At 61.6% G+C, this 16,190-nt stretch carries 9 protein-coding genes, 1 tRNA gene and 1 pseudogene; all 11 read left to right on the forward strand.

The genetic code is table 11. The features are described 5' to 3' along the window. The first annotated feature begins 425 nt into the window (after positions 1–425). Positions 426–3,386, forward strand: a complete 2,961-nt coding sequence (locus B2Z70_RS06960) for a TonB-dependent receptor plug domain-containing protein (RefSeq protein ID WP_292982120.1) — start codon at positions 426–428, stop codon at positions 3,384–3,386. Positions 3,387–3,869: 483 nt separating this feature from the next. Then, entirely contained in the window at positions 3,870–6,944 is a 3,075-nt protein-coding gene (locus B2Z70_RS06965) for a TonB-dependent receptor domain-containing protein (RefSeq protein WP_292982121.1), read from the forward strand. A gap of 191 nt (positions 6,945–7,135) precedes the next feature. Beyond that, a tRNA-Trp gene (locus tag B2Z70_RS06970) sits at positions 7,136–7,211 on the forward strand. A 38-nt stretch (positions 7,212–7,249) separates the two neighbouring features. Beyond that, on the forward strand, positions 7,250–7,546 hold the full coding sequence (gene secE / locus B2Z70_RS06975; protein WP_241760690.1) for a preprotein translocase subunit SecE: 297 nt from the start codon (positions 7,250–7,252) through the stop codon (positions 7,544–7,546). Between the two features lie 4 nt (positions 7,547–7,550). Beyond that, entirely contained in the window at positions 7,551–8,084 is a 534-nt protein-coding gene (gene nusG / locus B2Z70_RS06980) for a transcription termination/antitermination protein NusG (protein WP_009801149.1), read from the forward strand. Between the two features lie 144 nt (positions 8,085–8,228). Continuing rightward, positions 8,229–8,657, forward strand: a complete 429-nt coding sequence (gene rplK / locus B2Z70_RS06985) for a 50S ribosomal protein L11 (RefSeq protein ID WP_009801148.1) — start codon at positions 8,229–8,231, stop codon at positions 8,655–8,657. Positions 8,658–8,659: 2 nt separating this feature from the next. Continuing rightward, positions 8,660–9,370 (forward strand): 50S ribosomal protein L1, encoded by a 711-nt coding sequence (gene rplA / locus B2Z70_RS06990; protein WP_009801147.1) that lies wholly within the window; start codon positions 8,660–8,662, stop codon positions 9,368–9,370. A 313-nt stretch (positions 9,371–9,683) separates the two neighbouring features. Further along, entirely contained in the window at positions 9,684–10,199 is a 516-nt protein-coding gene (gene rplJ, locus B2Z70_RS06995) for a 50S ribosomal protein L10 (RefSeq protein ID WP_292982122.1), read from the forward strand. A 50-nt stretch (positions 10,200–10,249) separates the two neighbouring features. Then, a complete protein-coding gene (gene rplL, locus B2Z70_RS07000) occupies positions 10,250–10,624 on the forward strand; it encodes a 50S ribosomal protein L7/L12 (protein WP_009801145.1) in 375 nt (124 codons plus the stop codon). 242 nt (positions 10,625–10,866) lie between these two features. Continuing rightward, a complete protein-coding gene (gene rpoB, locus B2Z70_RS07005) occupies positions 10,867–14,946 on the forward strand; it encodes a DNA-directed RNA polymerase subunit beta (protein WP_009801144.1) in 4,080 nt (1,359 codons plus the stop codon). Between the two features lie 107 nt (positions 14,947–15,053). Then, positions 15,054–16,190 (forward strand): annotated as a pseudogene (locus B2Z70_RS07010) (DNA-directed RNA polymerase subunit beta'); the annotation flags it as partial.

Genomic DNA, 16,190 nt, shown 5'->3' on the forward strand with positions numbered 1-16,190 from the left:
CGGGGCGTTTTGCATGTGGGGGTGCGTGCCTTCACAAGAGAAGCTCATCGAAAAGGCTCCCGCACAGATTGTTGCTCGTCGTGAGGCGCGCATCTGCTGTTTCCGGGATGAGGCGGATTCGGCCTTGCCCGCATAAGGCGCACAAAAGGTTCGCCTATTTCAAAGCTCATTTACAAGAAGGCCCCCCGAAGCGGAATGAATTCCGGCTTCAGTGACCTGTTGGAAAAACTGTGATCATTCTGTCACCGTTCCCCATAAGGGGGATTGAGGCAACAACACTTGGTTGACCACTCTCTTTTCAGGGGAATAGGCTTTCCCTGCACCCCTTTTGCGTGTGCAAAGGGGCGCTCATGCATAGGCTGTCAGCATCTTTTAAAAGGGGAGGTGCGGACGGCTTTGTTTTCACATGAAGCGGGGAGATACTTATGCTTCGAAGCAAAGCACTGACTCGAACTCTGCTCTGCGCGACCATGCTGTCCGGCATGGCCATGGCAGCGCCCTCGGCTCTGGCCCAGGAAGAGGATGATGACGCGAATACCGAAACCATCACGGTGACGGGCACGCGCATCCAGGCGCCCAATGTGGTTGCGACAAGCCCGGTGAATTCCATCGGTCAGCAGGAGCTTGAATTCCAACTGACGCCTGAGCTCGAGCGGGTTTTCCGGGACCTGCCCGTGACCATTCCCGGGGATGGCGCCAACGTCAACAACGGCACCGCTGGCGCAGCCACGGTGAACCTGCGCGGGCTGGGCTCTGGACGCTCGCTGATCCTGATCGACGGCAAGCGCATGGTGCCCTACAACTATAATGGGCTTGTCGACATCCAGACCCTGCCGGCCTCCATGGTGGAGCGGATCGACATCGTCACCGGCGGCGCCTCTGCCGTGTACGGCTCCGACGCCATGGCGGGCGCGATCAACTTCATCCTGCGCGATGACTTCGAAGGCCTGGAAGTCTCGGGCTCCACTTCGATCACGGAAGACGCGGACGGCGAGGTTTATTCCCTCGACACGCTGCTCGGCACCCAGTTCGACAACGGCGCTGGCCATGTCATGCTCGGCGCGAACTATACCCGTCGCGAAGGCGTGCTTCTGGGCGATCGCGATTTCGGCATCGTCGGGGTGAGTTCGACCAATGGCTCGGGGCTGGACGGCTCCATCGTTCCACCACCCGCAGAATGCGAGAGCCCGAATGTCGTCGGCGTGTCCGGCTCGGGTTCCACCACCTCCATGCCGGCGGTGCTCGACCTGGTTGGCGGCTCTTTGCAATTCCGCGCTGACGGATCGCTCGGCAGCCGTTGCACGCGGTTCAACTTCAACCCGTACAACTATTACCAGACCCCGCAGGAACGCTATTCGTTCACGACGGTCGGCAACTACGAAATCAACAACAACTTTGATTTCTATACCCGTGCGACCTTCTCTGCGACGAATGTCCGCCAGCAGGTGGCTCCGTCGGGCGTGTTCGGCAACGTCTTCGAAATCCCGCTGATGAACCCGTTCCTGACCGATTCTGCGCGTCAGAGCATCATCGCCAACATCAATGGCGAGCTGGCGGCGGATCCGACTCTGACCCTGGTTGATGCGGGCGTGATTGACCGCAATAGCGATGGCGTCCTGGATATGGGCGATTCCATCAGCGTTCCGGTTCGTCGTCGCACGTTGGAACTGGGCACCCGATCGGAAGATTTCGACTCCAACATCTTCCAGATCGTGGTCGGCATGCGTGGCGACCTGTTCTTCGGCGACTGGACCTATGACACCTCGTTCCAGTATGCGGAATCGGACCGGACCACCGTTCGCGGCGGCTACACCAACGTGGCCAATATCGCGACGGCTCTGAACACGATTTCCGACACCGAGTGTGAAACCCCTGACGGTTCTGTGACCGCGGGGTGCGTGCCGATCAATATCTTCGGCCCGTTCGGATCCATCACTCCGGAAGCGGCCGCCTACGCCAGCGCCACAGCGCTGCAACAGCAGCTGTATGATCAGACCATCGCATCCGCCAGCATGTCCGGCTCGGTTCCTCTCACCAGCCCGTTTGCTGAAAACTCTGTCCTGCTGGCCTTCGGCGCCGAGTATCGTGAAGAAAACGGCGAGTTCATTCCGGATGAATGCCTGAAACTTCCGCCGGTCAGTTGCCAGGGCGGCGCAGGCGGCAACCAACTGCCGATTGCGGGCGGCTTCAGCGTCTATGAAGGCTTCGGCGAAGCTATCATCCCGCTGGTCGAAGGTCGTCAGTTCATGGAGAGCCTGCAGGCTGAACTGGGTTTCCGCTATTCCGAGTATGATCCTGGCGACGGCAACGAAACCTGGAAAGCCGGTCTGAGCTGGGCTGTGAATGATCAGCTGCGCTTCCGCATCATGCAGCAGCAAGCTGTTCGCGCGCCGAACGTGGGTGAGCTGGCGTCTCCGGTGACCACGGGCCTGGACAACGCTCTGTCTGATCCGTGCTCGTCCACCAATGCCGGCAATATCGACGCCGAGTTGCGTGCGCGTTGTATCGCTACCGGCATGCGTGATAGCCAGGTCGGTAATGTGAACGACATCGTGTCGGGGCAGATCAATGTGTTCACAGGCACCGACCCGAACATTCTGCCGGATCCGGAAACCTCCACCTCCTTCACTCTGGGCGCCGTGTGGCAACCGGAGCTGGGAGGCGTGTTCTCCAACACGTCCATCTCGCTTGATTACTATGACATCAAGATCGAGGATTACATCGGCACGCTGTCCGGTCAGGAAGCTCTGGACGCCTGTTATGTGGTCGGCGATGACGCGGCTTGCGAAGGCGTCAAGCGGATCGGCGGCGGTCTGAGCACCGCGGGTGCGGGCGTTGAGGCCTTCATCACCAATCTGGAATGGCGCAAGGCTGAAGGTCTCGAGCTGTCGGCCTCTACCGACATCGATTTGCCCGACGGCTTCGGCAGCCTGAATATCGGCCTGAACGCCAACTACTATCTGGCCAATGAGCGTCTGTCGGCCGAGTTCAGCCCGGTCACCGATTGTAACGGCTTCTACGGCAGCTCTTGCGATCCGGTTCCGGAGCTCCGCTTCGTGCAGCGGACCACCTGGACCGCAGGCAATTTCGACGTGAGCCTGCTGTGGCGTTATCTCGGCTCCCTGGACGCCCAGCCGAACGAGGCGTCCGCCCTGTTTGAAGAGTTCCGTTCCATTGATGCCTACAGTTATTTCGACCTGACGGCTCGGTGGTACATGACGGAGAACGTCAATCTGTCCTTTGGCGTCGACAACCTGCTGGACGAGCAGCCTCCGATCATCGGTTCCGATACGGGCACGACCTCGTTCAACAGCGGCAACACCTTCCCCAGCCTCTACGATATTCTGGGACGCACCTATACGGTGGCGGTGAAAGCCAACTTCTAGGGCGTTCATCGCGTCCGGCATGCAGAGGGGCGGCCACTGGCCGCCCCTTTCGTTTTGATTCGTCCGAGGTTGATGCTCGCCGGGGCGGGCGGTTCGGCGAAAAGCCGTACTCCGGCGTCTGCGTTACAGCCTCGCAGGCTTGGGAAAGCGCCTCTTTCGTCGATATCCATCACAGGTTGATGCCGGAAGCTTTCGAGATCATTGCTCCGAGGTAATAGTTACCAATTAGACACATTGCCATATTGTGGACAAAATATGCCTATTCTGGACATAAAGAGGTATATTGAGGGATAAAAACACGACTCAAAATCGCATATTGGGCAAATTTGCAACAGTGATATTGCGCAAACACGTCACCCTGAAAAGTTCACTTTTAAGGCGAAATATGCGGCGCCTACCGTGGGGCATCCACTCGGCTTCGAGTGCGACCTGTTTCGTGACCTGCCCTGAGCAGGTCTTGCCTCTGATTTCGGGGAGACATGAATGTCCTACAAGAATCTCAAGACTTGGGCGCTGGCCTCAAGCCTGCTTGCCGGTCTGGGCGCTGTCAGCGCGCCGGCTCTGGCTCAGGAAGAGGGCGCTGACGCCCAGCAAGACATTATCCAGGTGACCGGCACGCGCATTCAGCGCGGCAACATGACCGAGGCGACCCCGGTCAACACCTTCAACTCCGAGCAGTTCGAACTGTCCGGCGCCGTGAACACCGCGGAACTGCTGCGCACCCTGCCGGCGGTCGGCGTGTCCTCGCTGACCTCCACCAACTCCAACTTCACGGTTGCCTCTTCGGGTGTAAACACCATTGAGCTGCGCAACCTGACTGAAGACCGCACGCTGGTGCTGATGAACGGCCGTCGCTTCGTGGCGGGCCTGCCGGGCACCAACAATGTGGACTTCAACTCCATCCCGACCGAGCTGATCGATCGCGTTGACGTCGTCACCGGCGGCGCGTCCGCCGTTTATGGCTCCGATGCGCTCGCCGGCGTCGTGAACGTGATCCTGAAGGATGACTTCGAAGGTGTTGTCGCCTCCACTCAGGCTGGCATCTCCGACGAGGGCGATGACGAAACCTACCGCGCCTCGCTGACCATGGGCTCCATGTTCGACCAGGGTCGCGGCAATGCCGTCGTCTCCACCACCTGGTCGCGTGAGAACGGCGTCTACGCCCGCGACCGTGAAGGTCTGGACCGTGACGGCCTGTCTCGCGCCTATTTCGACCCGACCGTCGAAAACTGGCAGGAAGACGTGATCCCGTATTACTCTTCCTATTCCGAGCGCGGCCGCATCCTGATCCCGGGCCTGTCCGCAGGCGGCACGCCGACGAACGCGGCCAATCTGGTGTTTGACGAGACCACCGGTCAGGTGCGTCCCTTCACCTCCGCGAACCCAGACGGCTCCGCGCTCGACGGCTTCAACCGTCAGGCCTACCGCGCGATCGCCGTGCCGACCGAACGCTTCACCTTCTCCTCGCTCGTGAACTATGAAGTGAACGAGAAGATGAACTTCTTCTTCGAGGGCACCTACGCCTCGACCGAGACCACGTCCTCCCTGGAGCCGTTCGCTCTGGCCTCTGATGACGTGTTCGGCGACAACGCCGCCCAGTTCGTCGATGTTGACGGCGACGGCGTCTATGACCGCTCCACCAACGGCATCTCCATCCTCAACCCCTATGTCCCGCTGGCCATGCGCCAGGCGGCCCGTGACGCCGCCGACTTTGACGGCGACGGCATCCAGGATGTGGCCGACGAGGATCTGGTGGTCGGTTTCGTGCGTCGTATGACCGAAGTCGGTCAGCGCGCTTCCGCCAACACCCGCCAGACCGCACGGATCGTGTTCGGCCTGGAAGGGGATCTGACGGACAACTGGTCCTATGAAGTCAGCGCCAATCTGGGTCGCACCACCCAGTCGCAACGCTCTTCGGGTCAGGTCAACGTCCTGAACCTGCGTCAGGCGCTCAACGCGACCACGCTGAACGGCGAAATCGTCTGCGCAGATGAAATCGCGCGGGCTCAGGGCTGCGTGCCGGTCAATATCTTCGGCAAGGGCTCGATCTCGCCGGAGGCTGCCGCCTACATCAACGCCCCGTCCTCGCGTCAGGCGGAAATCACCCAGCAGGTCTATTCGGGCTTCCTGTCCGGCGATCTGGGCTTTGCGTCCCCGTTCGCGGAAGAGAATGTCCAGGTTGTCGTCGGTGCGGAATACCGCTCCGAGGAATCCGAGAGCGTTCCGGACGCCCTGAGCCAGTCGGGCCTGAATGGCGGCAACGTGTCTCCGGCCGTTTACGGTGACTTCCAGGTGGCCGAGCTCTTCGCGGAAGCGGAAATCCCGCTTGTGCAAGGGCGTCAGTATGTCGAGGACCTGCGTCTGAACCTGTCCGCGCGTGCGTCTGACTACACCACTGTGGGCCAGACCTTCGCTTGGGCCGCCAACGTTCAGTACACTCCGATCGATATGCTTCGCTTCCGGGCGCAGTATTCGGAATCCGTGCGTGCGCCGAACATTGGCGAGCTGTTCCAGCCGCCGTCAGAGACCTTTGAGGGTGCTGATGACGTCTGTGCGGGCCTGACCCTGTCCGGTTCCGATCCGGCCTTCTTCAACGCCGCAGACGACGCCACCTCCGGCGTGGACTCCTCCACGGTCAACTCCTCGCTGGCCCAGGCCTGCTTTGCGGATCCGTCCGTTGCGGCGCGTGTGGACCGGGACGGCTTCTACATCCCGACCCAGGGCGAGATCCAGGGCATCGCCGGCTTCAACGGCGGCAACCCGAACCTCTCCGAGGAAACGGCGACCTCCATCACGCTGGGCGCGGTCTTCTCTCCGGAGTTCGGCAATCAGTGGATCGACAACTTCGCGCTCTCTGTTGACTACTACAACATCGAGATCGAAGACGCGATCGCCGGGATTGCGCGTCAGACGTCCGTGAACCAGTGCTATGACAACGGCACGGGCGCCTATAACGCCAATTCCGTCTTCTGCTCCAACATCGTGCGTTACAATTCCGGCCCGTCCATCGGCGCCATCAAGGAGCTGAACGCCCTGCAGCAGAACCTGGCCACCATCGAAACCGCCGGCATCGACGTGCAGGCCAGCTACTTCCTGGGCCTGAACGACGTGTTCACCAACTCCAGCTGGGGTCTGGGCGATCTGAACTTCACCCTGACCTACGGTTATCTGGAGAAGTGGGAGCAGCAGGCGTTCCCGGGCGCGGAGGTGATCGACTATTCCGACACCGCCGGTCTGTTCGAGCACGAAGTCCTGTTCTCCACCGTCTACCGCAACGGCCCGCTGACCGTCGCCTATGACATGAACTGGATGCCGGAAACCCGTCTGGAAGCCACGGGCGACCTGGCTGAAGCCATGGTCCCGTCTGCGACCTTCCAGGACGTGCAGGTGCGCTGGGCGTTCGAGAACCAGCTCGAGCTGGTCTTCGGCGTGGACAACCTGACCGACGAGTTCATCAAGTACGGTCAAGGCTTTGACTCCACGGGCACCGGTACGGACGGCGCCATCTACGACGCCATTGGTCGTCGCTGGTATGTGGGTGCGCGCAAGACCTTCTAAGTCTTGATCGAACCTCATATTTGAAGGGCGGCGGGTCTTGTGTGAGGCCCGCCGCTTTTTTATGGGAAAAGGGCTTTTCTTCTGGGCTCAGGCTCGTTAAAAGACCGGCTTCCGAATAACGGCCCGCTTCGTTTGTGCGCGCGCAATCCCTACATGGATGGTGCGAGCACGCGCCGCGGGCCGCTGGGTCTAGGGGTGTAGCTCAGCTGGTAGAGCGACGGTCTCCAAAACCGTAGGTCGGGGGTTCGAGCCCCTCCGCCCCTGCCAGGCCCGCAACACGTGATCGGTGACGTGCCGAAGGGAAGATGACGAACGCCATGGCGCGAGACACGAAAAACCGTCCGTCCGGCAAGACCGGCGCTGCTGGCAAGGCAGGCGCTGCGCAATCTGCGCCGCCCGCCCGCAAGCGGACGACGAGCCCGCTGAAATTCTTCAGCGAGGTGCGTCAGGAAGGCCGCAAGGTCACCTGGACGTCGCGCAATGAAACCCTGGTCTCCACGATCATGGTCGTTGTGATGGCCTCGTTCGCGGCGCTCTTCTTCTTCGGGGTCGATTCGATCATCGGCTTTGTCGTCAATCTTCTTCTGGGTCTGGGAGCCTGAGCGAATGGCTGCAAAGTGGTACATCGTTCACGCCTATTCCAACTTCGAGAAGAAGGTGGCCGAGGCGATCAAGGCCGAAGCGGCCCTGCAGGGGCTTGAGGACAAGTTCGAGGAAGTGCTCGTGCCGACCGAAGAGGTTGTCGAGGTGCGCCGCGGCCGCAAGGTCAACGCAGAGCGCAAATACTTCCCCGGCTATGTGCTGGTGAAAATGGACATGACCGACGAGGCCTATCACCTCGTCAAGGACACCCCGCGCGTGACGGGCTTCCTGGGTTCGGGCCGCCGTCCGACCCCGGTTCCGGAAGCTGAAGTGCGCCGCATCATGGGGCAGATGGAAGAGGACGCCGAGCGTCCGCGGCCGACTGTCTCTTACGAAGTGGGTGAGACCGTGCGCGTTATCGACGGTCACTTCCAGAGCTTCAACGGGCTCGTCGAGGAAGTGGACGACGAGAAGGGCGTTCTCAAGGTCGCCATCAATATTTTCGGCCGGGCCACCCCGGTCGAGCTGGAATACGCTCAGGTCGAGAAGATCGCCTGATCGTAGACAGGTGCGGGAGGTTCCGGCGAAAGACCATGCCGGGGCCGCACCGCGCCGCCCATCGAGAGGAGCCGCGCTTTCATGAGCGCGGCTTATTGTGCAATCCCCAGGCGCTGCTAGCGGCGCTGTTAGGAGGACAGGGACATGGCGAAGAAGATCGCGGGTTACATCAACCTGCAAGTTCCCGCCGGCGCAGCCAACCCGTCGCCGCCCATCGGGCCGGCTCTGGGTCAGCGCGGCGTGAACATCATGGAATTCTGTAAGGCGTTCAACGCCAAGACCCAAGAGATGGAAAAAGGGATGCCGATCCCGACCACCATCACGGTCTATCAGGATAAGTCGTTCACCTTCATCACGAAGACCGCTCCGGCGAGCTTCTTCCTGAAGAAGGCCGCGAAAGTTCAAAAGGGTTCTGGCGAGGCCGGCAAGGCTGCGCCGATCGCCACCGTGACCGCGGCCCAGTGCCGTGAAATCGCGGAAGCGAAATTCAAGGACCTGAATGCTAACGACCTGGACGCTGCGACCAAGATCATTGAAGGGTCTGCGCGCTCCATGGGCTTTGAGGTGGTGTAAGCATGGCCAAGATTGCTAAGCGTATCGCCGCCGGCCGCGAAGGTCTGGACCGCGAAAAACTGCACACCGTCACTGAAGCTGTGAAGCTGGTGAAGGAGCGTGCGACCGCCAAGTTTGATGAAACCATTGAAGTGGCCGTCAATCTGGGCGTTGACCCGCGTCACGCTGACCAGATGGTCCGCGGCGTCGCCAACCTGCCCAACGGCACCGGCCGCTCCATGCGGGTGGCTGTGTTCGCCCGTGGTCCGAAGGCTGATGAAGCCAAGGCTGCTGGCGCCGAAGTCGTCGGCGCGGAAGACCTGGTCGAGCAGATCCAGGGCGGCGAGATCAACTTTGATAAGGTGATCGCCACCCCGGACATGATGCCGCTGGTCGGTCGCCTGGGTAAGGTGCTGGGTCCGCGCGGCATGATGCCGAACCCGAAAGTCGGCACCGTGACCATGGACGTGACCAAAGCGGTCGAAGCGTCCAAGGGCGGCGCTGTTGAATTCCGCGCTGAAAAAGCCGGTATCGTTCACTGCGGCGTCGGCAAGGCCAGCTTCTCTGAAGCCGCCATTGCCGAGAACGTGCGCGCTCTGCTGGAAGCTCTGGTGAAGGCCAAGCCGACCGGCGCCAAGGGCCAGTACGTCAAGGCCATCGCGCTGAGCTCCACCATGGGCCCGGGCGTGAAAGTGGACGTGGCTGAAGCGTCTGCACCGGCGGAAAACGCGTAAGCGTAATCGCTGGACCTGAGTTTCCGTCGGGGCGATCTGATCGTCCTGACGGATGTCCGGACCGGGAAGGGGGCTTCGGCTCATGAACCGGTCCACCTGTCCGAGATCCTGGGGGAGGCTTCGCGCCTCTTAATCCAACCGGCCCCGGGTGAGACAGAGCGACAATCGATACTTCCGCCTCGCGCTGGAAGGGTCGGTTCGAGCCCTGGGACAGGCCAACGCCGCAAGGCGGCCTGATCCGATGTGGAGCAGGCTTACCTGCGGCGGCTTGAGCGAGCCGTCCATAGGGGGCGGCTCAAAAAGGGAGACCGCAATGGATCGTACGACCAAAGAAGCGGCGGTCGAGGAGCTTTCCGAAATCTTCGGAAGCGCCGGATCCGTCGTGCTGACCCGTTATTCGGGTCTTACCGTTGCGGAAATGACCAAGCTGCGTGGTGATCTGCGCGAGGTGGGCGGCAAACTGAAAGTTGTCCGCAACCGTCTCGCCAAGATCGCGCTGAAGGGTCAGAAAGGCGAGGCCGCCTCCGACATGTTCGAAGGCCCGGTCGCTATCGCCTATTCTGAAGACTTCACGGCTGCGCCGAAAGTTGTCGTGGAATTCGCCAAGTCGAACGACAAGTTCGACCTGGTGGGCGGCTTCATGGAAGAGGAAGTCTTCGACGCCAAGGGCGTGGAAGCACTCTCCAAACTGCCGTCTCGCGAAGAGCTTATCGGCGCCATCGCGGGTCGTCTCCTGGGCCAAGCTGGCGAAATCGTCTCGCGCCTCACCGCGCCGGGCAACACGCTGGCCGCTCAGATCGAGACCATCCGGGAAAAAGCCGAAGCCTAGTCGTCTCTGCACATCGAACCGATACCCTGATTACCGCAAGGAACTGAACCATGGCTGATATCGCCAAACTCTGCGAAGAACTGCTGTCGCTGACCATCCTGGAAGCGAAAGAACTCAACGACCTTCTCGAAGAAAAAGGCATCAAGCCGGCCGCCGCTGCTGTGGCCGTTGCTGGCCCGGCTGCTGGTGGCGAAGCCGCTGCTGCTGAAGAGAAAGACGAGTTCGACGTGATCCTGGTCGACGCTGGCGACAAGAAAATCAACGTCATCAAAGAAGTCCGCGCCATCACCGGCCTGGGCCTCAAAGAAGCCAAGGAACTGGTGGAAGCCGGCGGCAAGGCCGTCAAAGAAGGCGCCGCCAAGGCCGAAGCTGAAGACATCAAGAAGAAGCTCGAAGACGCAGGCGCTAAAGTCGAGCTCAAGTAAGGCGTATTCGGGCCGGGCTTGGTTCTGGTCCGAAGACGTAATACGACGTACGGGCGTGCGGGGATTCCCGCGCGCCCGTCACGCCGTTAAAGTTTCCTCTGCAGGTCGTTCCGTTCTGGGGCCTGCAGATGAACCGCGACGGAACACCCCTCGTTCCAGGCGCGGTTTACCAGAGCGGGTCTTGGGGGACCTTAGGGTCCTAACGCAAGCGCCAGGCTGTAGAGCCTGCGAAGGGAGCGGAAATGGGTCTGTCGTTTACCGGCAAGAAGCGCATTCGCAAATCGTTCGGCCGTATTCCCGGTGCGGTCGAAATGCCGAACCTCATCGAGGTTCAGAAGCATTCCTACGAACAGTTCCTGATGAAGGACACCGCTATTGCGGACCGCCCGGATGAAGGGCTGCAGGCGGTGTTCAAGTCCGTGTTCCCGGTGAAGGACTTCTCCGAGCGCGCTCTGCTTGAGTTCGTCTCCTACGAATTCGAACCCCCCAAATACGACGTTGAAGAATGCGTTCAGCGCGACATGACCTATGCCGCTCCGCTGAAGGTCAAGATGCGTCTGATCGTCTTTGATGTGGACGAAGAGACCGGTTCCAAGTCCGTCAAGGACATCAAGGAGCAGGACGTCTACATGGGCGACATTCCGCTCATGACCGACAAGGGCACGTTCATCGTCAACGGCACCGAACGCGTCATCGTCTCCCAGATGCACCGCAGCCCGGGCGTGTTCTTCGACCATGACCGCGGCAAGACCCACGCGTCTGGCAAATACCTCTTCGCCGCCCGCATCATTCCGTATCGCGGCTCCTGGCTGGACTTCGAGTTCGACGCCAAGGACATCCTGCATGTGCGCATCGACCGCCGCCGCAAGCTGCCGGCGACGACTCTGCTGTACGCGCTTGGTCTCGACAAGGAAGAGATCCTGTCCACCTTCTATGGTCGTGTGACCTATGAGGCGGGCAAGGACGGCTGGACCATGCCGTTCGTGAAGGAACGCTGGCGCGGGATCAAGCCGCAGCGCGACCTGATCGACGCCAAGTCCGGTGAAGTGGTCGCCGCCGCAGGCAAGAAGATCTCCGCTCGCGCCGCCAACAAGATGGCCGAGGACGGTCTCGAGAAACTGCTCGTCTCGTCTGAAGAGCTGATGGGCAAGTTCGCAGCCGAGGACCTCGTGAACGCCGAAACCGGTGAAATCTTCGCCGAAGCCGGCGACGAGCTGACCGAGGAAGTGATCAACGCGATCAACGAAGCAGGCGTGGACAGCCTGGATGTGCTGGACATCGATGGCCTGTCCATCGGCGGCCACATGCGCACCACGCTGGCCGCTGACAAGAACGACACCCGTGAGCAGGCGCTGATCGACATCTATCGCGTCATGCGTCCGGGCGAGCCGCCGACGCCGGAAACGGCCGAAGCGCTGTTCGCGGGCCTGTTCTTCGACCCCGAGCGCTATGACCTGTCCCCGGTCGGCCGCGTGAAGATGAATATGCGCCTGGACCTCGAGTGCCCGGACGATGTCCGCGTGCTGCGTCAGGAAGACATCATTGAAGTGCTGCGCGTCCTTCTGGACCTGCGGGACGGCAAGGGTGAGATCGACGATATCGACAACCTGGGCAACCGTCGCGTCCGCTCCGTCGGCGAACTGATGGAAAACCAGTATCGCGTCGGCCTGCTGCGCATGGAACGCGCCATCAAGGAGCGTATGGGCTCGGTGGATATCGAGACCGTGATGCCGCACGACCTGGTCAACGCCAAGCCGGCGGCCGCCGCCGTGCGCGAATTCTTCGGCTCCTCGCAGCTGTCGCAATTCATGGACCAGACCAACCCGCTGTCGGAAGTCACCCACAAGCGCCGCATGTCCGCGCTTGGCCCGGGCGGCCTGACCCGCGAGCGCGCCGGCTTTGAAGTCCGTGACGTGCACCCGACCCACTATGGCCGGATCTGCCCGATCGAGACGCCGGAAGGCCCGAACATCGGCCTGATCAACTCGCTGTCCACCTATGCGCGCGTGAACAAGTACGGCTTCATCGAGAGCCCGTACCGCAAGGTCGAGAACGGCAAGCTGACCGACCAGGTCGATTATCTGTCGGCCATGCAGGAAAGCCGCTATTCCATCGCGCAGGCGAACGCCGGCGTGGACGAGAACGGCATGCTGGCGAATGAGTTCGTCAACTGCCGCGTCGGTCCGGGCCGTGACGCCACGCTCGTGCCGCGTGAGGATGTGGACTATATCGACGTGTCGCCCAAACAGGTGGTGTCGGTTGCGGCCTCGCTCATTCCGTTCCTGGAAAATGACGACGCCAACCGCGCTCTGATGGGCTCGAACATGCAACGCCAGGCCGTGCCGCTCGTCAAAGCGGAAGCTCCGCTCGTGGGCACCGGCATGGAAGCTGTCGTGGCGCGTGACTCCGGGGCCGCCGTGGCGGCGCGCCGGGACGGCGTGGTCGAGCAGGTGGACGCCCAGCGTATCGTGGTCCGTGCGACCGGCGAGATCGGCGCGGCGGAATCCGGCGTCGATATCTATCGCCTGTCCAAGTTCCAGCGCTCCAACCAGTCCACCGCCATCAACCAGCGCCCGATCGTGCGCGTGGGCGACAATGTGCGGGCCGGGGACATCATCGCGGACGGTCCCTCGACCGATCTGGGTGATCTGGCGCTCGGCCGGAACGTGCTCGTCGCGTTCATGCCGTGGAACGGCTACAACTTCGAGGACTCCATCCTCATCTCCGAGCGTATCGTGCGTGACGACGTGTTCACCTCGGTGCACCTGGAAGAGTTCGAGGTCATGGCCCGCGACACCAAGCTGGGCCCGGAAGAGATCACGCGCGACATCCCGAACGTCGGCGAGGAAGCCCTGCGCAACCTTGACGAAGCGGGCATTGTGGCGATCGGCGCCGAAGTGGAAGCCGGCGATATTCTGGTGGGCAAGGTGACGCCGAAAGGCGAAAGCCCGATGACCCCGGAAGAGAAGCTGCTGCGCGCCATCTTCGGTGAGAAGGCGTCCGACGTGCGCGACACCTCGCTGCGTCTGCCGCCGGGCACCACCGGCACCATCGTGGAAGTCCGCGTCTTCAACCGTCATGGTGTGGACAAGGACGAACGCGCCATCGCCATCGAGCGTGAAGAGATCGAGCGTCTGGGCGAAGACCGGGACGACGAGCTCGCCATTCTCGAGCGCGACATCTATGGCCGTCTGCGCGAGATCCTGATCGGCAAGTCCGCCGTGTCGGGCCCCAAAGGCTTCAAGAAGGGCGAAGTCACCGCTGAGGCGCTGGAAGAGGTTCCGGCCAGCCAGTGGTGGAAGATCGGCCTTGAAGACGAGGCCGCCATGGCCGGTGTTGAGGCTCTGAAGAAGCAGTACGATGAGTCCAAGGCGCGCCTGGATCGTCGCTTCGAGGACAAGGTCGAGAAGCTGCAGCGCGGCGACGAGATGCCCCCGGGCGTGATGAAGATGGTCAAGGTGTTCGTCGCGGTGAAGCGCAAGCTGCAACCGGGCGACAAGATGGCCGGCCGTCACGGCAACAAGGGTGTTATCTCCAAGATCAATCCGATCGAGGACATGCCCTTCCTGGAAGACGGCACCTCTGTCGACATCGTTCTGAACCCGCTGGGCGTGCCGTCGCGCATGAACGTGGGTCAGATCCTGGAAACCCATCTGGGTTGGGCCTGCAAGGGCCTGGGTCGTCAGATCGGCGAAGCCTATGAAGCGTACAAGCGCAATGGCGACCAGGGTGATCTGAACAAGATGCTGATCAAGGCCTATGGCGATGATCAGGAGCTGCCGGAGACCGAGGAAGAGCGCGCCGAACTGGGCCGCAACCTCGCCAACGGCGTTCCGATCGCGACCCCGGTCTTTGACGGCGCACGGGAAGATGACATCGTTGATCACCTTCAGCGTGCGGGCTTTGACAAGTCGGGCCAGTCCGTCCTCTACGACGGCCGGACCGGCGACCAGTTCAAGCGCCCGGTCACTGTGGGCATCAAGTACCTGCTCAAGCTGCACCACCTGGTGGACGACAAGATCCACGCCCGCTCCATCGGCCCGTACTCGCTCGTCACCCAGCAACCGCTGGGCGGCAAGGCGCAGTTCGGCGGCCAGCGCTTCGGCGAGATGGAAGTGTGGGCCCTGCAGGCTTATGGCGCCGCCTACACCCTGCAGGAGATGCTGACGGTGAAGTCGGACGACGTGGCGGGCCGCACCAAGGTCTACGAGGCCATTGTGCGCGGCGACAACGCCTTCGAAGCCGGCATCCCGGAAAGCTTCAACGTGCTGGTCAAGGAAATGCGTTCGCTTGGTCTGAATGTGGAGCTGGTCAACCAGTAGGCTGACCGGATCAGACAAGAGAGCGAGCGATCGCGTAGCGGATATCAGGCGGCGGGCCCGGCCCCCTCAAACCGGCCCCGCCGCCGCCACCGTCAAGGAGACGGACCATGAACCAAGAGGTCATGAACATCTTCAATCCTTCCGCCGAAGGCCCGACCTTCGACCGGATCCGGATTTCGCTGGCCAGCCCGGAGAAGATTCTCTCCTGGTCGTTCGGCGAGGTGAAGAAGCCCGAAACCATCAACTACCGCACGTTCAAGCCCGAGCGTGACGGCCTGTTCTGCGCCCGTATCTTCGGCCCGATCAAGGACTATGAGTGCCTGTGCGGCAAGTACAAGCGCATCAAGTACAAGGGCATCATCTGCGAGAAGTGCGGCGTTGAAGTCACCCTGGCGCGCGTGCGCCGCGAGCGCATGGGCCATATCGAGCTCGCTGCGCCGGTGGCTCACATCTGGTTCCTGAAATCCCTGCCGTCCCGGATCGCCCTGTTCCTGGACATGGCCCTCAAGGATGTGGAGCGCGTGCTCTACTTTGAAGGCTATGTGGTGATCGAACCGGGCCTGACCCCGCTTCAGAAGAACCAGATCCTCACCGAGGAAGAGTATTACGAAGCCGTCGACGAGTACGGCGAGGACGCTTTCACCGCCGGCATCGGCGCGGAAGCGATCCGCGAAATCCTCTCCACGATGGATCTGGAAAAAGAAGTGGAGCAGATGCGCGAGGAGATGGGTGAGACCGGCTCCGAACTGAAGCTGAAAAAGCTCGCCAAGCGCACCAAGCTCATCGAATCCTTCATGCTTTCCGGCAACAAGCCGGAATGGATGATCCTGACCATCGTGCCGGTCATTCCGCCGGAACTGCGCCCGCTCGTCCCGCTGGACGGCGGCCGGTTCGCCACGTCGGACCTCAACGACCTGTATCGCCGCGTCATCAACCGGAACAACCGCCTCAAGCGCCTGATCGAGCTGCGCGCGCCGGACATCATCATCCGCAACGAAAAGCGGATGCTGCAGGAATCCGTCGACGCCCTGTTCGACAATGGCCGTCGCGGCCGCGTGATCACCGGCGCCAACAAGCGTCCGCTGAAATCTCTGTCCGATATGCTCAAGGGCAAGCAGGGCCGGTTCCGTCAGAACCTGCTCGGCAAGCGCGTGGACTATTCCGGTCGTTCGGTGATCGTGGTGGGCCCGGAGCTGAAACTGCACGAATGCGGTCTTCCCAAGAAGATGGCGCTCGAGCTGTTC

It is taken from the genome of Oceanicaulis sp. UBA6590 (assembly GCF_002433705.1).
Taxonomy (GTDB): Bacteria; Pseudomonadota; Alphaproteobacteria; order Caulobacterales; family Maricaulaceae; genus Oceanicaulis.

What these genes read in the sequence shown, in the direction of transcription:
- B2Z70_RS06960 (WP_292982120.1), top strand. Translation starts at nt 426, where the DNA reads ATGCTTCGAAGCAAAGCACTGACTCGAACTCTGCTCTGCGCGACCATG.
- rplK (WP_009801148.1), top strand. Translation starts at nt 8,229, where the DNA reads ATGGCGAAGAAGATCGCGGGTTACATCAACCTGCAAGTTCCCGCCGGC.
- rpoB (WP_009801144.1), top strand. Translation starts at nt 10,867, where the DNA reads ATGGGTCTGTCGTTTACCGGCAAGAAGCGCATTCGCAAATCGTTCGGC.
- rplA (WP_009801147.1), top strand. Translation starts at nt 8,660, where the DNA reads ATGGCCAAGATTGCTAAGCGTATCGCCGCCGGCCGCGAAGGTCTGGAC.
- nusG (WP_009801149.1), top strand. Translation starts at nt 7,551, where the DNA reads ATGGCTGCAAAGTGGTACATCGTTCACGCCTATTCCAACTTCGAGAAG.
- secE (WP_241760690.1), top strand. Translation starts at nt 7,250, where the DNA reads ATGACGAACGCCATGGCGCGAGACACGAAAAACCGTCCGTCCGGCAAG.
- B2Z70_RS06965 (WP_292982121.1), top strand. Translation starts at nt 3,870, where the DNA reads ATGTCCTACAAGAATCTCAAGACTTGGGCGCTGGCCTCAAGCCTGCTT.
- rplJ (WP_292982122.1), top strand. Translation starts at nt 9,684, where the DNA reads ATGGATCGTACGACCAAAGAAGCGGCGGTCGAGGAGCTTTCCGAAATC.
- rplL (WP_009801145.1), top strand. Translation starts at nt 10,250, where the DNA reads ATGGCTGATATCGCCAAACTCTGCGAAGAACTGCTGTCGCTGACCATC.